Here is an 18,387-nt window from a genome sequence, read left to right on the forward strand (position 1 = left end):
ACGCAGCATGGTATCGGTCGTCATCCATGGCATGAGCGATGAATCATCCTCATCAACAGATCAGGTTCAAACCGTACCTGGCGTTGCCAGACCGTGCCGAGCATGACGAAGCCAAAAACAAAAAAGCCCACAATCATGCGGGCTTAGATATGTCGTACCAGAGGTTTCCGTAGGGAGATTATTCCCACTCAATGGTGGCTGGTGGTTTACCTGAGATGTCGTAAACCACGCGGGAGATACCATCCACTTCGTTGATGATGCGGTTGGATACCTTACCCAGGAAATCGTATGGCAGGTGTGCCCAATGGGCTGTCATGAAGTCGATGGTTTCAACGGCGCGCAGAGAAACAACCCAGTCGTACTTACGGCCATCGCCCATCACGCCCACAGAGCGGACTGGCAGGAAGACGGTAAAGGCCTGAGAGACTTTGTTGTACAGATCCGCTTTGTGCAGCTCTTCAATGAAGATGGCATCCGCACGGCGCAGCAAGTCACAGTACTCTTTCTTCACTTCGCCCAGTACACGCACGCCCAGACCCGGTCCCGGGAACGGGTGGCGGTACAGCATGTTATAAGGCAGGCCCAGTTCCAGACCGATCTTGCGCACTTCGTCTTTGAACAGCTCTTTGAGCGGCTCAACCAGACCCATAGCCATATCTTCCGGCAGACCACCGACGTTGTGGTGCGATTTGATCACATGTGCTTTGCCGGTTTTCGACGCCGCAGATTCGATCACATCAGGATAAATCGTGCCCTGTGCCAGCCACTTGGCGTTTTTCAGTTTCTTCGATTCTTCATCAAAGACATCCACAAACACGTGACCGATGATTTTACGCTTGGCTTCCGGATCCGCTTCACCGGCCAGTGCCGACAGGAAACGCTGTTCTGCTTTGACATGCACAATGTTCAGACCAAAGTGATCACCAAACATTTCCATCACCTGCTCGCCTTCGTTCAGACGCAGCAGACCGTTGTCGACAAACACACAGGTCAGCTTGTCACCGATGGCACGGTGGATCAGCATCGCCACAACCGATGAATCCACACCGCCGGACAGGCCCAGGATCACTTCATCGTCACCTACCTGCTCCTTGATACGCGCAATGGCGTCATCAATGATGGTCGATGGCGTCCACAGCTTCTCACAGCCACAGATGTTCAGCACAAAGTTTTCCAGCAGGCGCAGACCCTGGCGGGTATGCGTCACTTCCGGGTGGAACTGCACACCGTAGAAGTGCTTCTCTTCGTTTGCCATCACGGCATACGGACAGGTTTCCGTTGCGGCAACTTTCACGAAATCTGCAGGGATTTCGACCACTTTGTCACCGTGGCTCATCCAGACGTCCAGCAGAGCATTACCGTCTTCAGCCACAGCGTCTTCAATATTTTTCAGCAGCGCCGTTGGTTCAATCACTTCAACCTGCGCATAACCAAATTCGCGCATGTCAGAGCCGGCTACTTTTCCGCCCAGTTGCTCTGCCATGGTCTGCATGCCGTAACACACACCCAGAACAGGCACACCGGCTTCAAATACATACTGAGGGGCGCGAGGGGAATTCTCTGCCGCGACACTCTCCGGACCACCAGACAGGATAATACCGTTAGGATTGAAATCGCGGATATCCGCCTCTTCCACATCCCAGCTCCACAGTTCGCAGTACACACCGATTTCGCGGATACGACGCGCGATCAGCTGTGTGTATTGGGAACCGAAGTCCAGGATAAGAATACGTTGATCATGAATATTTGTGGTCATTCGGGCAGTCTCAAATATCAATTGCAATCAAAAGGGGCGGCACACCACCCCGGGAAAATTCGTAGCTTAAATGCAGACCGGCTGCCTCAGCAACCGGTCCAGTCCGTGTGTTATGAGCCCATACGATAGTTAGGCGCTTCTTTGGTGATCGTCACATCGTGAACGTGCGACTCTTGCATCCCCGCACCTGAGATGCGGACAAATTCCGCTTTGGTACGCAGATCTTCAATCGTTGGCGAACCGGTCAGGCCCATGCTTGAACGCAGGCCGCCCATTTGCTGGTGAACGATTTCTTTCAGGTGACCTTTATAAGCAACACGGCCTTCAATCCCTTCAGGGACCAGTTTGTCAGCCGCATTGTCCGTCTGGAAGTAACGGTCAGAAGAGCCTTTAGACATCGCACCCAGAGAGCCCATGCCACGGTAAGATTTGTAGGCACGGCCCTGGTAAAGTTCAACTTCACCCGGCGCTTCATCAGTCCCGGCAAACATCGAGCCGACCATGACACAAGAGGCACCCGCCGCAATGGCTTTACACATGTCACCGGAGAAACGGATACCGCCATCGGCAATCACAGGAATATCATATTCATTGGCAACAGCCGCTGCATCCGCAATCGCCGTAATTTGCGGTACACCCACGCCAGTCACAATCCGGGTAGTGCAGATTGAACCCGGGCCAATCCCCACTTTCACCGCACTGACACCGGCTTCAATCAGGGCACGCGCACCTTCTGCCGTCGCCACATTACCGCCGACAATCGGCAGCTCAGGGAAAGCGGCACGGGTTTCGCGGATACGCTGCAGTACACCTTCAGAGTGACCGTGAGACGAGTCAATCAGCAGCACATCGACGCCGGCTTCGACCAGTGCTTTGACACGCTCTTCATTACCGGCACCAGCGCCAACAGCAGCGCCTACGCGCAGGCGACCCTGCTCATCTTTACAGGCATTCGGCTTACGCTCGGCTTTCTGGAAGTCTTTGGCAGTGATCATGCCTTTGAGCTGGAACTGGTCATTGACAACCAGCACTTTCTCGACGCGATGCGCTTGCATCACGGCTTCGACTTCTTCACGGGAAGCCCCTTCCTTCACAGAAGCCAGACGCTCTTTCGAGGTCATCACGCTTTCAACTTTCTGTGTCAGGTCGGTGACGAAACGGACATCACGGCCGGTAATGATACCCACCAGCGCGTGATTATCATCCACAACAGGGAAACCGGCAAAGCCGTTTTCTTCTGTCAGGCGTTTCACATCAGAGATGGTTTGATAAGGTTTCACCGTCACCGGCTCTTGTACGACACCGGCTTCGAATTTCTTCACCATGCGCACTTCGCGAGCCTGTTGCTCAATTGACATATTCTTGTGAATAAAGCCAATTCCCCCTTCCTGGGCCAACGCAATAGCCAGTCGGCCTTCCGTTACTGTATCCATGGAGGCAGATACCATCGGGATATTCAGAGTAATGGTCTTGGTCAGACGGGTGCGCAGATCGGCAGTGTTAGGAAGAACAGTCGAATGTGCCGGAACTAGCAGGACATCATCAAAGGTCAAAGCTTCTTGTTTGATACGTAACATCGCAATATCTCACACCATGTAAGGTTTTAAAGAAGGGATAAAATATTGCGAACAAATTATACGTACGAAGCAAACGTTTGGCTAGAAAAAAATAAATCTTTTTTATTGACACTTTTCCGTTGATACGTAATATATTCCGGTTTAAGTGACCAAGCTGCGGGCCGTAGTTCAGGGCCTCTTTGCGCCTGTACGCTTTTCAGCCCCTCCTGCTGCGACATTCATTTGATACTGCTATCAAAATCGTGCACCATCCCCTTCTGTCTTAATGTCCTGCAATCACAGGTTTCCTTGTCGTGAGTCTTTACAGCACTGCCTCAACCCAGAATCCGCGTATCTACACTGTGTCCAGTCTGAATGCTCAGGTTCGCCTTTTGCTCGAGAATGAAATGGGGGTTGTCTGGCTGATCGGTGAACTGTCAAACTTTTCAGCGCCGGTTTCCGGTCACTGGTATTTCACCCTGAAAGACGCGCGGGCGCAGGTGAAATGCGCCATGTTCCGCGGCAACAACCAGCGTGTCACCTTTCGTCCGGCGAACGGTAACCAGGTGTTAGTGAAAGCGCGGCTCTCCCTGTATGAGCCCCGGGGCGATTATCAGCTGATTATTGACAGCATGCAGCCCGAAGGGGATGGCCGTCTGCAACAGCAGTTCGAAAAACTGAAAATGCAGTTGGCAGCAGAAGGATTGTTTGCTCAAACACTGAAACAGCCGCTGCCTGAACAACCGAGACGGGTCGGCATTATTACTTCAAAAACCGGGGCTGCCCTGCACGATATTCTCCAGGTGCTCAAGCGCCGGGATCCGAGCCTGCCCGTTGTGATTTACCCCACTCTGGTTCAGGGAGACGGGGCCGCTATCTCAATCGCGCAAGCTATCGGCCGTGCCAACACACGCCAGGAATGCGATGTACTGATTGTCGGACGTGGCGGTGGCTCACTGGAAGATCTCTGGGCGTTTAACGAGGAGATTGTAGCCCGCACCATTGCAGCCAGTCAGATCCCCATTATCAGCGCTGTCGGCCATGAAGTGGATGTGACTATCGCTGACTTTGTCGCCGACATGCGGGCGCCAACACCGTCTGCCGCCGCCGAACTGGTCAGCCGTGATCTCAGCGCACAGATGCAGAAAATCCATCAGCACCAGCAACAGCTGCGGCATGCGATGCGGCATTATCTGTCCGTCAGGCAAAGCCAGCTCGTTCGCTGGCAGCACAGGCTGGATCGCCAGCACCCGCAAGTACAGCTGAACCAGCAAAGCCAGCGCCTGGATGAATTGCGCAGCCGTCTGGAGCGGGCGATGCGCAAACAGCTCTCTGAGCATCAGCAGCACCTGCACCGCAGTGATTATAAGCTGGCACTGCATTCACCGGCCCACCAGCTGGAACGGTTCGCCAGTCAGCTTGCCACCAACCAGCGTCGTTTACGCGATGCCATGGATCGCCGGCTGGTGAAAGCCAGTCACCAACTGGCTCTGGCGACTGAAAAACTTGATGCCGTCAGCCCGCTGGCCACCTTAGCCCGGGGTTATTCCATCACCCGTGACGAGAACGGCCAGGTGATCCGCAGTACCCGCCAGGTGAACACCGGGGATACACTGCAAACCACGCTGGCCGATGGCACGCTACGCTCCATCGTCACTGACTAACGTTTTCACCCATCCTGTCAGGCAGCGTCTTCCACCAACATACAGGCGCTGATCAGACGTTGGGTATACGCCTGCTGCGGATGGTCGAAAATCTGCTCAGGCGTACCCTGCTCGACCACCTCACCACGCTGCATCACCATCACATGGTCGGAAATAGCACGCACCACGGCCAGATCATGGCTGATAAACACATAACCAATGTGATGGCGACGCTGAATGTCTTTGAGCAGCTCCAGCACAGTAAGCTGTACCGAGCGGTCTAACGCCGATGTCGGCTCATCCAGTAAAATAAACTTAGGCTCAGAAACCAAGGCGCGGGCAATCGCAATCCGCTGACGCTGGCCGCCGGAAAACTCATGGGGATAACGGTTGATGCAGGCGGGATCCATCCGCACCTCGTCCAGCGCTTTTCGCGCTTTCCGGATGCGCTCACTTTTTGTCATTTGCGTAAAAACGGTCAGAGGCTCAGTGATGATTTCGCCGATGGTCATCCGGGGTGACAGTGAACCATAAGGGTCCTGAAAGACCATTTGCATGTGGCGCTTGAGTTCAAAACGCTCTCTGGCACTCATGTCGCCCAATTTCCTGCCCTCAAAGCTGACAGTACCGCTGAACGGCAGCAATTGCATCAGAGCACGGCCGAGCGTGGATTTTCCCGAGCCGGATTCACCAACGATTCCCAGCGTTTCTCCCTGTCTTAATCTCAGACTGATCCCTTTCACCGCATCCAGATATTCGCTCGGGTGGCCCAGCCAGTTTGACTTCAGCACATAGCGAACTTTGATTTCCTGAGCATCTAAAATCACAGGGGCTTGCGGTTTCTCGCTCGCCTCGCCCGGCTTAGGCTCCGCGTCCAGCAGCATTTGGGTGTAGGGGTGTTCTGGCGTGTGGAAAACCTTGTCGACATGTCCGGCCTCGACCACTTCCCCTTTACACATCACCACCACATCATCGGCAAAATGACGCACGACCCCAAGATCATGAGTGATGAACAGAATCGCCATTCCCATCTCGGCCTGAATTTCTTTCAGTAACGACAGCACCTCCGCCTGGACTGTGACATCCAGCGCTGTGGTTGGCTCATCTGCAATCAGCAGGTCGGGCTTGTTTGCCAGTGCCATGGCAATCATGATCCGCTGCAGCTGGCCGCCGGAGAATTCATGGGGATAGTGACGAAGTCGCTTGCGCGGCTCAGGCAGCTGTACCCGCTCAAACAGCGCTAGCGTTTCTTCCATCGCCTCTTTTCGCGTGACATCGCGGTGACAGCGGATCGCTTCAGCCACCTGCTCCCCAATCGGCATATAGGGATTGAGTGACGTCATCGGCTCCTGAAAGATCATGGCTATCTTGCCACCTCGGTAGCCCCGCAGCACCTTCTCCGGCAGCGACAATAAATCCGTTCCCTGAAAATGAACCTGGCTGTCGGGATCGACCCAGGCATTTTTCGGCAGCAACCCCATGAGAGCACCAGAGGTGACGGATTTACCTGAACCGGACTCCCCCACCAGTGCCAGTGTCTGTCCTTGATGCATACTGAAGCTGATTTGTTTTACCGCATCAACGATGCCTGTCTCCATGGTGAATGATACTGACAGCTTGTCGACCGTCAGCAGCGGACGCTGCATATCCATACCGGAATCCTTTTCCTGATTAAGCAAATGATAATTATTAGCAAATGAGAGTAAATCAAAGAAGTGGAATTGGCTATAGATGAGTATGGTTCATACCGTAAAAAGTGAGAAAAACCGTCACAGATCGGTTTTCGCACTGGTCGTCACAGTTCATTCCGCGGTTTTATCTGCCAGGGTATAAGTGATCACTGCTTGAGATTTTGACTTGAGCGCATTGCAGTGCGCGCAGAAATAGCTGATGGCGCCGCAAGCATTCAGGCTTTCCAACGGGTGTCCGCAATCGTGACACGTGGCATGCTTTACCGCCCGGCGTTCACAGTGAGGACAAAAATAGCCTTGATACTGCCAGACAAGATTTAGCCGGCATTCCGGACAAAGTGGTTGAGACATATCGCGCTCCTGGGTATGCCGAGTAGTGTTATCGGCTTCAGTGTATCAATAGCAGAGATCGGCAACAGTGGCTTGATCAACGACAAAGTCCCGGCTGATCAGCGATCACCTCCAAAAAGAACATTTATCAATACAGTTCCCGAAAGCATAAGTTACATGTTCTGCATATGGATTTTAAGCAGCATAAAAGTCTTGATTACTACTCAATTTTGATGAGATCCAGCATATATGGAAATTCTAAATCCGATCGGTTACTCGGCTGTCAGTGCTGTATTTACAGGGGTTTAGCATCATAGTGATACGATCAAAAACCAGTCTGCCAACAGGATAATCTTCGCTCATCGATCCCTGCTTCCCGGTAATATGATCCTCTGCTGCTTTTTGATGATCAAAAAAACCCGGCTGAATCAGCCGGGTCTGGGTGTTTACTGGTTGCGGTCCCTGTTCTTCAGGGCATTGGTCAGGCGCTTACGCTGCCGCTCCTGAGACACAGTCAATTTCTGACGCTTCTCATTACCAAACGGGTTATCACTGTTATGGAAGTGAATCCGGATCGGTGTCCCCATCATGTCCAGGGTCTTACGGAAGTAGTTCATCAGATAACGCTTATAGGAACCCGGCAGGTCGTTCACCTGATTCCCATGCACCACAACGATTGGCGGATTATAGCCACCGGCGTGGGCATATTTCAGTTTAACCCGGCGGCCGCGGATCATCGGCGGCTGGTGGTCATCTTGTGCCATCTGCATGATACGGGTCAGCAGGGAGGTACTGATTCGCTTAGTCGCAGACTGGTACGCTTCCTTCACAGATTCGTACAAATGGCCCACACCCGTACCGTGCAATGCAGAAATAAAGTGGATACGCGCAAAATCGACAAAACCCAAGCGGCGATCAAGCTCTGATTTCACCCGCTCTTTGACTTCGTTATCCAATCCATCCCACTTGTTCACCGCGATGACCAGCGAACGGCCGGAATTGAGCGCAAAACCAAGCAGGCTCAAATCCTGATCGGAAATATTTTCACGGGCGTCGATGATCAGCAGCACGACGTTGGCATCTTCAACGGCTTTCAGTGTCTGAATCACCGAGAATTTCTCGACCGCTTCGTTCATATTCTTACGGCGACGCACACCTGCGGTGTCAATCAGCACGTATTCCTGACCGTCACGCTCCATAGGAATGTAAATGGAGTCACGCGTGGTGCCGGGCATATCGTACACGACAACACGCTCTTCGCCGAGAATCCGGTTCGTCAGGGTCGATTTACCCACATTCGGACGACCGATAATCGCCAGTTTGATCGGCTGTTCCTGCAGTCGCTTATAAGCGGCTTCTGCATCTTCTTCTGTCAGGTTCGCCTTTTCGATGGCATCGGCGGAATCCAGGCTTTCGATATCGACAAAGCCGTCATCTTCTTCAGCCTGACGCGCTTTCCATTCTTCAACGAAAGGTGCCAGTGCACGCTCCATCAGTGCCGTCACACCACGGTTCTGCGCTGCGGCGATCTGATACATATCATCCACGCCCAGTTGCCAGAAATCCGCACAGGCACTGTCGGCATCGATACCGTCAATTTTGTTCACAACTAAAAATGTCGGTTTCTGACGGCTGCGAAGGTGCTTGGCAATGGCTTCATCCGAAGCGGTCAGGCCAGCACGGCCATCAACCAGAAACAGCACGACGTCTGCTTCTTCAATGGCGGTCAGCGATTGCTCCGCCATTTTGGTCTCTACACCTTCCTCGGAACCATCAATACCGCCGGTGTCGATGACAATGAATTCGTTCTCTTCGAGCTCTGCTCGACCGTACTTACGATCCCTGGTTAGGCCAGGAAAGTCAGCGACCAGCGCATCCCGGGTGCGGGTAAGACGGTTAAACAACGTCGATTTACCCACATTCGGGCGCCCGACAAGGGCAACTACAGGAATCATAATGAGTTTACCTCTATCTTTTTCATCATCTTAATGACAGTAATGTCTGTCTCAAACGACAATCACTACGTCAAGGGTAGAATAACAACGGCCCCTGATGTGAATACAAACAGGAGCCGAAGCGTTAATCTTATCACAGAATATGTCTGTGACTAAGGCAAATGCATTTTGCTCAATTTGCCTTCTCGGGTCACCACCAGGTAGCCGTCTGACAGCGCTAAAGGCGGAATCGCAATCCCGCTGCCATCGGTTTGCTGTTGGGCAAGAAATTCACCGGTGCGGGTATCCAGCCAGTGCAGATAGCCCAGGCTGTCGCCCAGCACTAACTTCCCGTTGATCACAGACGGTGCACTGAGAATGCGGTGAGCAAGTTCAGTATTTTGCCACAGCTCTGTGCCACTGCGAATATCCACTGCGACCAGGTGATCCTCTGCCGTAACCAGAAACAGCAAGCCGCTGTCGATCACAAAGTCAGTCGCTGAAGAATAATTGCGTTTCCACACTTGCTGGCCGCTACGCAGATCAATGGAGACCAGATTACCGTTGTAACCGGCAGCATACAGACGGTCACCGTCAATCACAGGGGCAGCATCGACATCGACCAGACGGTCAATTTCTGTCGCGCCCTGTGGCTGGCCAATCGGCTGTTGCCACAAGAGCTGACCATTACGAATGAAAGCACCCGCCAGCCGGCCGTTGGCCTGTCCCCAGAATACCCCGCCGGAGATAGACACAGGAGCGCTGTCGCCCCGCAGCGTCAACGAGGGCACTTCACTGCTGATTTGCCACTTCGACGCTCCGGTTTCTGCATCTAAAGCCTGGAGAATACCGCGGCTGGTGTTGACCAGCAGCAGGCCTTCGTCCGCCAGAGGTTTCGCCAGCACTTCGCCATCAATATCAACACGCCAGGCTTGTTCACCGCTTTCGGCATCCAGCGCAATGACTTCAGCATTCTCACTGCCGATAAAGACTTTGTTGTAAGCCACAGTCAGACCGCCGGACAATTTCGCATTGCCGTCGCCAGCGATCTCGTGCTCCCACACGCTCTTACCCGTTGACGGATCTAAGGCTTCCACCTTGCCTTCACGGCTGGCAACAAACAATTTCCCGTAACCTGTCACCGGAGACAGGCGCGAGTAATAATGCTGTACGCCTTCGTCAATATTGCGAGTCCAGTCCTGAACAGGCGTGAACTGGTTTTCAACCGCAGGAAGAGGCGCCATTTGCACCGCTTCTTCTTCACTGGCACAGCCGCTCAATACACCAATAGCGACAGCGAGCGCTACAGCTTGCTTCAATAGCTTTCGCATACTCTGTCGCCTTTACTGGGCCAGGTCGTCAAGTTTAATTTGCAGTGCCGGAGATGCACCCAGTTGCTGTGCGCTGATATAAGCATCACGAGCCGCTGATTTATCCCCTTTCTGCAGCAAAATATCACCGCGCAGTTCAGCCACTTTACCCTGCCAGCTTTCCGCTTTCACTTTATCCAGTTCCGCCAGTGCATTGTCGTAAGACTGCTGGGCCGCCAGAATTCGTGCCAGACGGGTGTGAGCCACAGGCAACAGAGCAACATCCTCTGTGTGACTGATCGCCCAGTTTAACTGCGCTGCTGCAGCGTCCAGTTCACCTTTATCCACCTGCACTTTGGCCAGTTGCAATGCAGCCAGCACCGCATACTGACTGCTTGGGTTATCATTGATAAACGTCTGAGCCTGACTGATAGCCTCGTCGCTGCCACTGTCCAGAGCCTGTACAGTCTGAGTATAAGCTTCAGAAGCCTGTTCCTTCGCAGCCTGCACTTCTCCCTGATAATAACGCCAGCCATACAGGCCGCCCAGACCAAGTACGGCACCAAGCACAACGGCTTTACCGTTCTCTTTCATCCATGCCTTGATGGATTCAATCTGTTGCTCTTCTGTGGTATTGACGTCCACGTCCTGTCCTCTCTTAAATCAATTCTGCCAGCTTCGCGGCAACCTCTGCCTGAGCCAATGTTTGCTGCTCACCGCCACGGAGATCTTTCACGACTACAGTCCCTTCTGCAATTTCGTTCTCCCCCAGAACCAGAGCAACAATCGCACCCACATTATCTGCGCGTTTAAACTGTTTCTTGAAGTTACCGCCACCAAAGTGATTCATCACTCTCAGTCCCGGTACGGCTTCGCGCAGGGTTTCCGCCAGCTTCATGCCTGCCATCAGTGTCCCTTCACCGGCAGTCACGACGTAGACATCCACAGGGCGGCGAACGTCGGTCAGCTCCAGGGTTTCCAGCATCAGTACCAGACGCTCCAGGCCCATCGCAAAGCCCACGCCCTGGGTCGCTTTGCCACCCAGCTGTTCAACCATACCGTCATAGCGGCCACCACCACAGACAGTGCCCTGGGCACCCAGGCTGTCGGTGATCCACTCAAAAACAGTGCGGTTATAATAATCCAAACCACGCACAAGGCGTTCATTTACCTGGTATTCGATACCCGCAGCGTCTAATAGTTCACACAAACCTGAAAAATGCGCCCTGGAATCCTCATCCAGATAGTCAGACAGCTTCGGCGCATCGGTCAGAATCGCTTGTATGTCCTGATTTTTGGTATCCAGCACACGCAGAGGATTGGTGTACATACGGCGCTTGCTGTCTTCATCGAGTACATCAAGATGCTGCTCAAGGAAAGCGATCAAGGCGTCACGATACGCTGCACGGGCTTCTGAAGAGCCGATAGAGTTCAGCTCCAGACGTACATGTTGATCAATGCCCAGTTCACGCCACAAGCGTGCCGTCATCATGATCAGCTCGGCGTCCACATCCGGCCCTTCAATGCCAAAGACTTCCACACCAAACTGATGAAACTGGCGATAGCGGCCTTTCTGCGGACGCTCATGGCGGAACATGGGGCCCATATACCACAAACGCTGTTCCTGATTGTACAGCAGGCCATTTTCGATACCGGCACGCACACAACCTGCAGTGCCTTCAGGGCGCAGTGTCAGGCTGTCACCGTTGCGGTCTTCAAAGGTATACATTTCCTTTTCGACCACATCGGTCACTTCACCGATGGCACGCTTAAACAAATGCGTCATCTCGACAATCGGCATACGGACTTCGCTGTAACCGTAAGCGCTGACGACTTGTTTCACGGTATTTTCCACTTTCTGCCAAAGCGGAGACTGAGTTGGGAGGCAGTCGTTCATGCCTCGAATTGCTTGAATTTGTTTCGCCACGTTGATTCTCAATTAACCGATGGGGATTAAGTTCGAATGAATAGAACTGAATATATAAGTTATGCAGGACGTTGTGAACCTTACCCCGAAGGATTCCGGGGTAAGTCAGACAGAAAAGGCTTACTTTTCGATGACGTCAATCCGGTTCCGCTGATCCATCATGGCCGCTTTGGCCCGGATCTTGGTTTCCAGCTGATCAATCACATTGTCATTATCAAAACGCTCTTTCTGGCGCACACCGTCTTCATAGAAAGCGCTCTTACGGTTTCCGCCGGCAATGCCCATATGGGACACTTCTGCTTCGCCCGGCCCGTTCACCACACAACCAATGACAGAGACGTCCATCGGGATGGTGATATCTTCCAGCCGTTGCTCCAGCTCGTTGACTGTGCCAATCACATCAAATTCCTGACGTGAACAGGTTGGGCAGGCGATAAAATTAATACCGCGGGAACGAATACGCAGAGATTTCAGGATATCAAAGCCGACTTTAATTTCTTCGATGGGATCAGCCGCGAGAGAGATGCGCAGCGTATCGCCAATGCCTTCAGCCAGCAGCATGCCCAGGCCAACTGCAGATTTGACGGCACCCGCACGCGCGCCACCAGCTTCAGTGATTCCCAAATGCAACGGTTGCTTGATTTGCTTGGCCAGCCTGCGGTAGGACTCCACAGCCAGAAATACATCGGAGGCTTTGACGCTGACTTTGAATTGATCAAAGTTAAGTCTGTCCAGGATCTCCACATGACGCATCGCCGATTCCACCAGCGCATCAGGCGTCGGCTCACCGTATTTCTGCTGGATATCTTTTTCCAACGAGCCGCCGTTTACACCGATACGGATCGGGATATTGTTGTCGCGGGCACAGTCCACCACGGCGCGAATACGGTCTTCACGACCGATATTACCCGGGTTGATGCGCAGACAGTCCACGCCATACTCCGCCACTTTCAACGCAATCCGGTAATCAAAATGAATATCGGCCACCAAAGGCAGATTCACCTGCTGCTTGATCGCTTTAAAAGCTTCAGCCGCATCCATGGTCGGTACGGAAACGCGGACAATATCGGCACCGACTTTTTCCAGTGCGCGGATTTGAGCAACTGTCGCTGCCACATCTGTGGTCCGGGTGTTGGTCATTGACTGCACCGCGATCGGTGCACCATCACCAATTGGCACCTTACCCACATAAATTCGGGTGGAAGGACGACGTTTAATCGGAGACTCGTTATGCATCTTTCATTCTCTGTTTACAACGGCAACTTCAACCTGGCGACTCTGCCAGCCGGATAGCCGCTCAGATCAACTGGTTCACCTTTGAAGCTCATTGTAACAACACTCGGCGCACCGAGCACTATCTTAAACGGAGCCTGTCCTTCAATAGAGACAACATCGCCGCTGGACTTGATACCTGTATCCAGTTGTTTGCCGTTGGCATCACGAATATCAATCCAGCAATCGCCGTTGAAAGTCAGCTTCAAATCCGGTGCCGGCGCTTCTTCCGCAACCGGGGCTGCATCGGCAATCAAGGAATCATTGGCTTCATCAAACAGCACATTGCCGTCATCATCAATCACACTGCCCGCAGGCATCTCGCCGGCGGTACTGTTGGCGGCTTCATCAAAGGTGTTGAGCGGTAAATCATCACCACCCGCAGTATTGCTGTATGAATCATCAGCGGGACTTTCCTGCGTTGCACCTTCCGCAATCGCGCTCACGTCGTCTGTGTTCAGCGTTCCCGCCATGTCATCGACCGTACCGGCCAGTGATTCATCCAGAGGCGGATTCGCTGGCGATACTTGCTCAGAGATAACCGGGGTTTCCGTTTTTTGCTCTGTCTGCCACCACCAGGCTGCTGTCATACCGACAATCACAGCCCCCAGCAGCCAGGTCAGGCCCATGACACGGTTATCGTGTTTGTCACGCTTGGTTTTACGGGAAAAACTTTGCATGGTCTGGGCTTGCGGCTGCCCCTGACCAATGCTTTCAAGTTTGTTCAGGACTTCGTTCACATCAAGACCGACAAATTTTGCATACGAGCGGACATAACCACGGGTAAAAGTGGCCATCTGAGCTTCATCAAACCGGTTGTTTTCAATGTCATCGATTACAGACATCCGCAAGCGCAGCCGGCTCGCTACATCCTTTTGAGAATAGCCAAGCTGCTCACGCGCCTGGCGTAGCATATCTCCGGGACGAATGACGTCTTCCGTTACTCGTTCTTCGTTCTGTTCAGTATTCATTGGCTAGATAATTCTGATATTGCTGAGAATCAGGAAATTGTTGTCGCAACAATTCGGCATATTTTTCCATCCGATCAAGGCGACCGCTCTGGCGTGACGACTGAATTTTAAGAACAAGACTATCAGCAGTCTCTCCGTATCGCAGACTGAATGCATCCAGTCTGGCATCGGCCTGCTGGTAATCACCACCAGTCAATTCCAGTCTTGCCAGCTGCAACATAGACAGCGGACGGTAAGGCTCATGATCCAATGCTTTTCTGAAATAATCTGCAGCTTGTGTCGCATCACCATGTTTTATGCTGCACAAAGCCGCATTTTCATACGTCGCTGAAGCCTGAAAATAATCCGGCTGTAAAACAGCACGCATAAAGGCGTTATCTGCTTCATCAAACCGTGCTTCATTACACAAGAATACACCATAGTTATTAAGCACATCGCCATTTTTGGGGGAATATTGCAATGCTCGGACATAGAGCGCTTCAGCTGAACGGTTTTCACCCACTTGTTGGTAATAATGTGCCATGGCAAGTTGTGCTCTGGGGTGATCCGGCGCAACGTCTAAGGCTTTCTGTAAATTTTGCTGTGCTCTCTGCCGCTGACCTTGCTTTAGGTAACTGAGTCCGAGTGTCACTCTGGCATCAGCCACCGCAATGGGATCCACACTGCGATCCTTCGCTGTCGGGTCAACGGTTACACAGCCCACTAGCAAACAAGCGGCAAAAAAGCCGCTTGTGATCGGATACAGGGTCCAGCGTATCATAACAACTCCTTGCTCACATCCATTTCGAGCTTTATGTTATTGTTATCAGACCGCTTTTACCGGGATTGGTTCCCCTTTCGCTTGTTTTGCCAGGGTACGTTTTGTGCGGTCAATCACATCACCAACCAATTGTCCGCAGGCGGCGTCGATATCATCACCACGTGTTTTACGCACAGTCACTGTGAAGTCGTACTCCATCAGGGTTTTCATGAAGCGGTCAATCCGTGAATTGCTTGGCTTACGATAGGGTGAACCCGGATACGGATTGAAGGGGATCAGGTTAATTTTTGCCGGGGTATCTTTCAGCGTATGCGCCAGTTCCCGTGCGTGTTCCATGCCGTCGTTGACATGGTCCAGCAGTATGTATTCCACGGTCACTTTGCCACGGTTGGCATTCGACGAGGCGATATAGCGACGTACCACATCCAGGAAAGTCTCGATATTGTATCTGTCGTTAATCGGCATGATTTCAGAACGCAGCTGGTCATTTCCGGCATGCAGAGAAATCGCCAGTGCCACATCAATCTTACCTATCATCTGCTCAAGACCAGACACGACACCTGAGGTTGATACAGTGACACGGCGCTTCGACAGACCAAAGCCCAGATCATCGAGCATGATTTTCAGTGACGGGATCAGGTTTTTCATGTTCAGCAACGGCTCACCCATGCCCATCATGACCACGTTCGTGATAGGACGGCGGCCCGTTTCTTTCTCAACACCGATCTCTTTGGCCGCGCGCCATACCTGACCGATAATTTCGGACACTTTCAGGTTGCGGTTAAACCCTTGCTGCGCAGTGGAGCAGAATTTACAGTCCAGCGCACAGCCCACCTGGGAAGACACGCACAGGGTGGCACGGTCATCATCAGGAATGTACACAGTTTCCACATCCTGATCACCGACACGCATGGCCCACTTGATCGTGCCGTCTGCCGAGTATTGTGCTTCAGAGACGTAAGGGGCACGAATCTCAGCCACGGCTTTGAGTTTCTCGCGCAGCTTTTTGTTGATATTGGTCATTTGATCAAAGTCATCGCAACCGAAATGATACATCCACTTCATGATCTGATCCGCGCGGAAGGCTTTTTCGCCCAGTTCTTCGGCAAAATACTGCCGCAGTCCTTCGCGATCGAAATCCAGCAGATTGATTTTGGCATTCGTCATCGGTTGTCGCCTCACTAAAAAATGACTGATCCTGCACCCGGCATGTCAGGGAACGCTGACCCAGGGTGGCCCCAAATAGCGGGAAGATTCAAGGCGCGAAATTGTACAGACTTTATCGGCGTGTTTCCACTTTTGCTGCTCATGCCAGCTAAGCAGCTGATTAAAGCTTAGCTGACGCCAGCCAGCGCCTCCATCAAACCAGTACAGATAAAAAAAACGGGAAGCCTTGGCTTCCCGTTGTATCCGGTTTGCAGATAATGAATCAGTCACGAGGACAAATTTCATCCTCGGAAAAGAAATACGCAATTTCACGGGCGGCAGACTCAGGGCTGTCAGAACCGTGCACGGCATTCAGGCGCGTGCTTTCTGCGTAATCGGCACGCAGTGTCCCGCACGCGGCTTCTTCCGGGTTGGTTTTGCCCATCAGCTCACGGTAGCGCGTAATGGCATTGTCGCCTTCCAGTACCTGTACCATCACAGGGCCCGACGTCATGAATTCAATTAACGGCGCGTAAAACGGCTTGCCTTCGTGCTCAGCGTAAAACCCCTGTGCCTGCTGTTCGGTTAAACGCAGCATTTTCGCTGCCACAATCGTCAGACCGGCGCTTTCCAAACGATGATAAATTGCACCAATCTGATTACGGCCGACTGCATCCGGTTTTACAATTGAGAAGGTACGTTCAATTGTCATTATTATATTCCTTATACTCAGTTCACTTCTGGCAGGCAGGTTTCCCTGTCCCATAGCGCTTACTGTAACAGCAACGCGGCAATATTTGCCACCCCAAGACCCGTCGCACCCGCCGCCCAGCGTGCATCAGCACCGTCACGGAAGCAGGAAGCCAGATCAAAATGAACCCAGCGGCTGTCATCGCAGACAAAGCGGGACAAGAAGGCTGCTGCATTCGAAGCACCGCCCATACCGCCACCTTTTACAGCACGGCTGTTGGCCGTGTCAGCGTAATCAGACGGACAATAATTCTGGTGCCATTTTTGCAGCGGTAACGGCCATGCGGGCTCATTGACCAGCTCGGACAGTTGCTGCGCTTTGCGCAGCAGCTCAGGCTGCATGGAGAAAATGGCGTTATAGTCCTGACCCACAGCCATCATAGCCGCACCGGTCAGCGTTGCCGCATCGATGATCAGCGGCGCCTTCATTTCACCGGCTTTGATCAGGCCGTCAGCCAGTACCAGACGCCCTTCCGCATCGGTATTGACCACTTCCACCGTCAGACCATTCTTATAGGTCAGAATATCGCCCAGCTTGTAGGCATTCCCGGCGACCATGTTCTCGGCACAGCACAAGATCAGTTTCACGCGCTTTTTCAGGCCTTGTTCAATGGCATAGGCCAGCGCAGCTGTTACTGTTGCCGCCCCGCCCATGTCGCACTTCATCGCCACCATACCGGCACTGGACTTGATGCTGTAACCGCCGGAGTCGAACGTAATGCCTTTACCGACCAGGCAGGCATGCACAGGCGCATCCGCATTCCCGGTCGGGTTAAAGTCCAGCGTCAGCATCACAGGCGGACGGCTGCTGGCACGGCCGACACTGTGCGTACCAATCCAGCCTTCGGTCAGCAGTTCGTCGCCCACCAGTACTTCGTGGCTGATGTTATCGCCGGCCACGCTTTTCAGGAAGGCTACCGCATCCTGCGCCAGTTTTTCCGGGTACATGTCTTCCGGCGTCGCATTGACAACCTGACGTACCCAGTCGGCACTGCGACGGCGTGCGTTCAGCAGTTCAATCTCGTCTTCATCCTGGGAAGCCCACTGCACGTCCACCGATTTGCGTGTTGCGACAAAGCCACAATAAAACGCCCACTGACGCTCGTAGCTCCAGCCCTCGCCGCTCAGGCTGGCCTGAGTCGCACCTTGTGCAGAAAGCTGACGGGCCGCCTGCTGAATGCGGCGCAGCACAAACTCATCCTGATAATGAATGACAACGCTGTCCTGCTGGTAAGAGACCAGCGCCTTATCGCCCCAGGCACCCTGGCTCGGTTCTGCGGAAAGTAATACGGTAAGCATAGTTGTGTTCCCTAAGTTGAAAACGCACAACAGCGTGAACTG

At 52.9% G+C, this 18,387-nt stretch carries 15 protein-coding genes; 1 reads left to right on the forward strand and 14 read right to left on the reverse strand.

The features are described 5' to 3' along the window. Nucleotides 1-178: 178 nt before the first annotated feature. Both guaA and guaB read right to left on the reverse strand, forming a co-directional pair. Entirely contained in the window at nt 179-1,756 is a 1,578-nt protein-coding gene (guaA, locus tag P4S53_RS20405; RefSeq protein WP_337114132.1) for a glutamine-hydrolyzing GMP synthase, read from the reverse strand. A gap of 110 nt (nt 1,757-1,866) precedes the next feature. Next, entirely contained in the window at nt 1,867-3,333 is a 1,467-nt protein-coding gene (guaB, locus tag P4S53_RS20410; RefSeq protein ID WP_046218850.1) for an IMP dehydrogenase, read from the reverse strand. 293 nt (nt 3,334-3,626) lie between these two features. Here guaB and xseA point away from each other — a divergent pair, with 293 nt between their 5' ends. After that, complete coding sequence (gene xseA / locus P4S53_RS20415) at nt 3,627-4,976, forward strand: exodeoxyribonuclease VII large subunit (RefSeq protein ID WP_337114133.1); 1,350 nt, start codon at nt 3,627-3,629, stop codon at nt 4,974-4,976. Nucleotides 4,977-4,993: 17 nt separating this feature from the next. Here the strand turns inward: xseA and P4S53_RS20420 are convergent, their stop codons facing one another. The 12 genes from P4S53_RS20420 to pepB form a co-directional block, all read right to left on the reverse strand. Further along, nucleotides 4,994-6,607, reverse strand: coding sequence for an ABC transporter ATP-binding protein (locus P4S53_RS20420; RefSeq protein WP_337114134.1), 1,614 nt, complete (start codon nt 6,605-6,607; stop codon nt 4,994-4,996). 150 nt (nt 6,608-6,757) lie between these two features. After that, nucleotides 6,758-6,997, reverse strand: coding sequence for a zinc ribbon domain-containing protein (locus P4S53_RS20425; protein ID WP_337114135.1), 240 nt, complete (start codon nt 6,995-6,997; stop codon nt 6,758-6,760). 425 nt (nt 6,998-7,422) lie between these two features. Continuing rightward, on the reverse strand, nt 7,423-8,931 hold the full coding sequence (gene der, locus P4S53_RS20430) for a ribosome biogenesis GTPase Der (protein WP_337114136.1): 1,509 nt from the start codon (nt 8,929-8,931) through the stop codon (nt 7,423-7,425). Nucleotides 8,932-9,083: 152 nt separating this feature from the next. Then, nucleotides 9,084-10,241, reverse strand: a complete 1,158-nt coding sequence (gene bamB / locus P4S53_RS20435; protein ID WP_337114137.1) for an outer membrane protein assembly factor BamB — start codon at nt 10,239-10,241, stop codon at nt 9,084-9,086. A 12-nt stretch (nt 10,242-10,253) separates the two neighbouring features. Then, complete coding sequence (locus P4S53_RS20440; protein ID WP_337114138.1) at nt 10,254-10,865, reverse strand: YfgM family protein; 612 nt, start codon at nt 10,863-10,865, stop codon at nt 10,254-10,256. Between the two features lie 13 nt (nt 10,866-10,878). Continuing rightward, the gene (gene hisS / locus P4S53_RS20445; protein WP_337114139.1) at nt 10,879-12,147 is read right to left on the reverse strand and encodes a histidine--tRNA ligase; all 1,269 of its coding nucleotides are present in this window, start codon (nt 12,145-12,147) and stop codon (nt 10,879-10,881) included. A 120-nt stretch (nt 12,148-12,267) separates the two neighbouring features. After that, complete coding sequence (ispG, locus tag P4S53_RS20450) at nt 12,268-13,383, reverse strand: flavodoxin-dependent (E)-4-hydroxy-3-methylbut-2-enyl-diphosphate synthase (RefSeq protein ID WP_337114140.1); 1,116 nt, start codon at nt 13,381-13,383, stop codon at nt 12,268-12,270. Between the two features lie 14 nt (nt 13,384-13,397). Continuing rightward, entirely contained in the window at nt 13,398-14,390 is a 993-nt protein-coding gene (rodZ, locus tag P4S53_RS20455; protein WP_337114141.1) for a cytoskeleton protein RodZ, read from the reverse strand. Then, the gene (gene pilW / locus P4S53_RS20460; protein ID WP_337114142.1) at nt 14,380-15,150 is read right to left on the reverse strand and encodes a type IV pilus biogenesis/stability protein PilW; all 771 of its coding nucleotides are present in this window, start codon (nt 15,148-15,150) and stop codon (nt 14,380-14,382) included. The genes rodZ and pilW overlap by 11 nt, the downstream gene beginning before the upstream one ends. Nucleotides 15,151-15,195: 45 nt before the next feature. Then, nucleotides 15,196-16,317, reverse strand: a complete 1,122-nt coding sequence (locus tag P4S53_RS20465; protein ID WP_337114143.1) for a bifunctional tRNA (adenosine(37)-C2)-methyltransferase TrmG/ribosomal RNA large subunit methyltransferase RlmN — start codon at nt 16,315-16,317, stop codon at nt 15,196-15,198. A 262-nt stretch (nt 16,318-16,579) separates the two neighbouring features. Further along, complete coding sequence (gene ndk / locus P4S53_RS20470; protein ID WP_027252954.1) at nt 16,580-17,008, reverse strand: nucleoside-diphosphate kinase; 429 nt, start codon at nt 17,006-17,008, stop codon at nt 16,580-16,582. A gap of 59 nt (nt 17,009-17,067) precedes the next feature. After that, entirely contained in the window at nt 17,068-18,345 is a 1,278-nt protein-coding gene (pepB, locus tag P4S53_RS20475) for an aminopeptidase PepB (RefSeq protein ID WP_337114144.1), read from the reverse strand. Nucleotides 18,346-18,387 lie beyond the last annotated feature (42 nt).

The organism is Photobacterium sp. Hal280, assembly GCF_037162255.1.
In the GTDB taxonomy this organism is placed as follows: Bacteria; Pseudomonadota; Gammaproteobacteria; order Enterobacterales; family Vibrionaceae; genus Photobacterium.

What these genes read in the sequence shown, in the direction of transcription:
- P4S53_RS20465 (WP_337114143.1), bottom strand. Translation starts at nt 16,317, where the DNA reads ATGACGAATGCCAAAATCAATCTGCTGGATTTCGATCGCGAAGGACTG.
- ndk (WP_027252954.1), bottom strand. Translation starts at nt 17,008, where the DNA reads ATGACAATTGAACGTACCTTCTCAATTGTAAAACCGGATGCAGTCGGC.
- rodZ (WP_337114141.1), bottom strand. Translation starts at nt 14,390, where the DNA reads ATGAATACTGAACAGAACGAAGAACGAGTAACGGAAGACGTCATTCGT.
- P4S53_RS20425 (WP_337114135.1), bottom strand. Translation starts at nt 6,997, where the DNA reads ATGTCTCAACCACTTTGTCCGGAATGCCGGCTAAATCTTGTCTGGCAG.
- ispG (WP_337114140.1), bottom strand. Translation starts at nt 13,383, where the DNA reads ATGCATAACGAGTCTCCGATTAAACGTCGTCCTTCCACCCGAATTTAT.
- pepB (WP_337114144.1), bottom strand. Translation starts at nt 18,345, where the DNA reads ATGCTTACCGTATTACTTTCCGCAGAACCGAGCCAGGGTGCCTGGGGC.
- bamB (WP_337114137.1), bottom strand. Translation starts at nt 10,241, where the DNA reads ATGCGAAAGCTATTGAAGCAAGCTGTAGCGCTCGCTGTCGCTATTGGT.
- guaB (WP_046218850.1), bottom strand. Translation starts at nt 3,333, where the DNA reads ATGTTACGTATCAAACAAGAAGCTTTGACCTTTGATGATGTCCTGCTA.
- pilW (WP_337114142.1), bottom strand. Translation starts at nt 15,150, where the DNA reads ATGATACGCTGGACCCTGTATCCGATCACAAGCGGCTTTTTTGCCGCT.
- guaA (WP_337114132.1), bottom strand. Translation starts at nt 1,756, where the DNA reads ATGACCACAAATATTCATGATCAACGTATTCTTATCCTGGACTTCGGT.
- der (WP_337114136.1), bottom strand. Translation starts at nt 8,931, where the DNA reads ATGATTCCTGTAGTTGCCCTTGTCGGGCGCCCGAATGTGGGTAAATCG.
- P4S53_RS20420 (WP_337114134.1), bottom strand. Translation starts at nt 6,607, where the DNA reads ATGGATATGCAGCGTCCGCTGCTGACGGTCGACAAGCTGTCAGTATCA.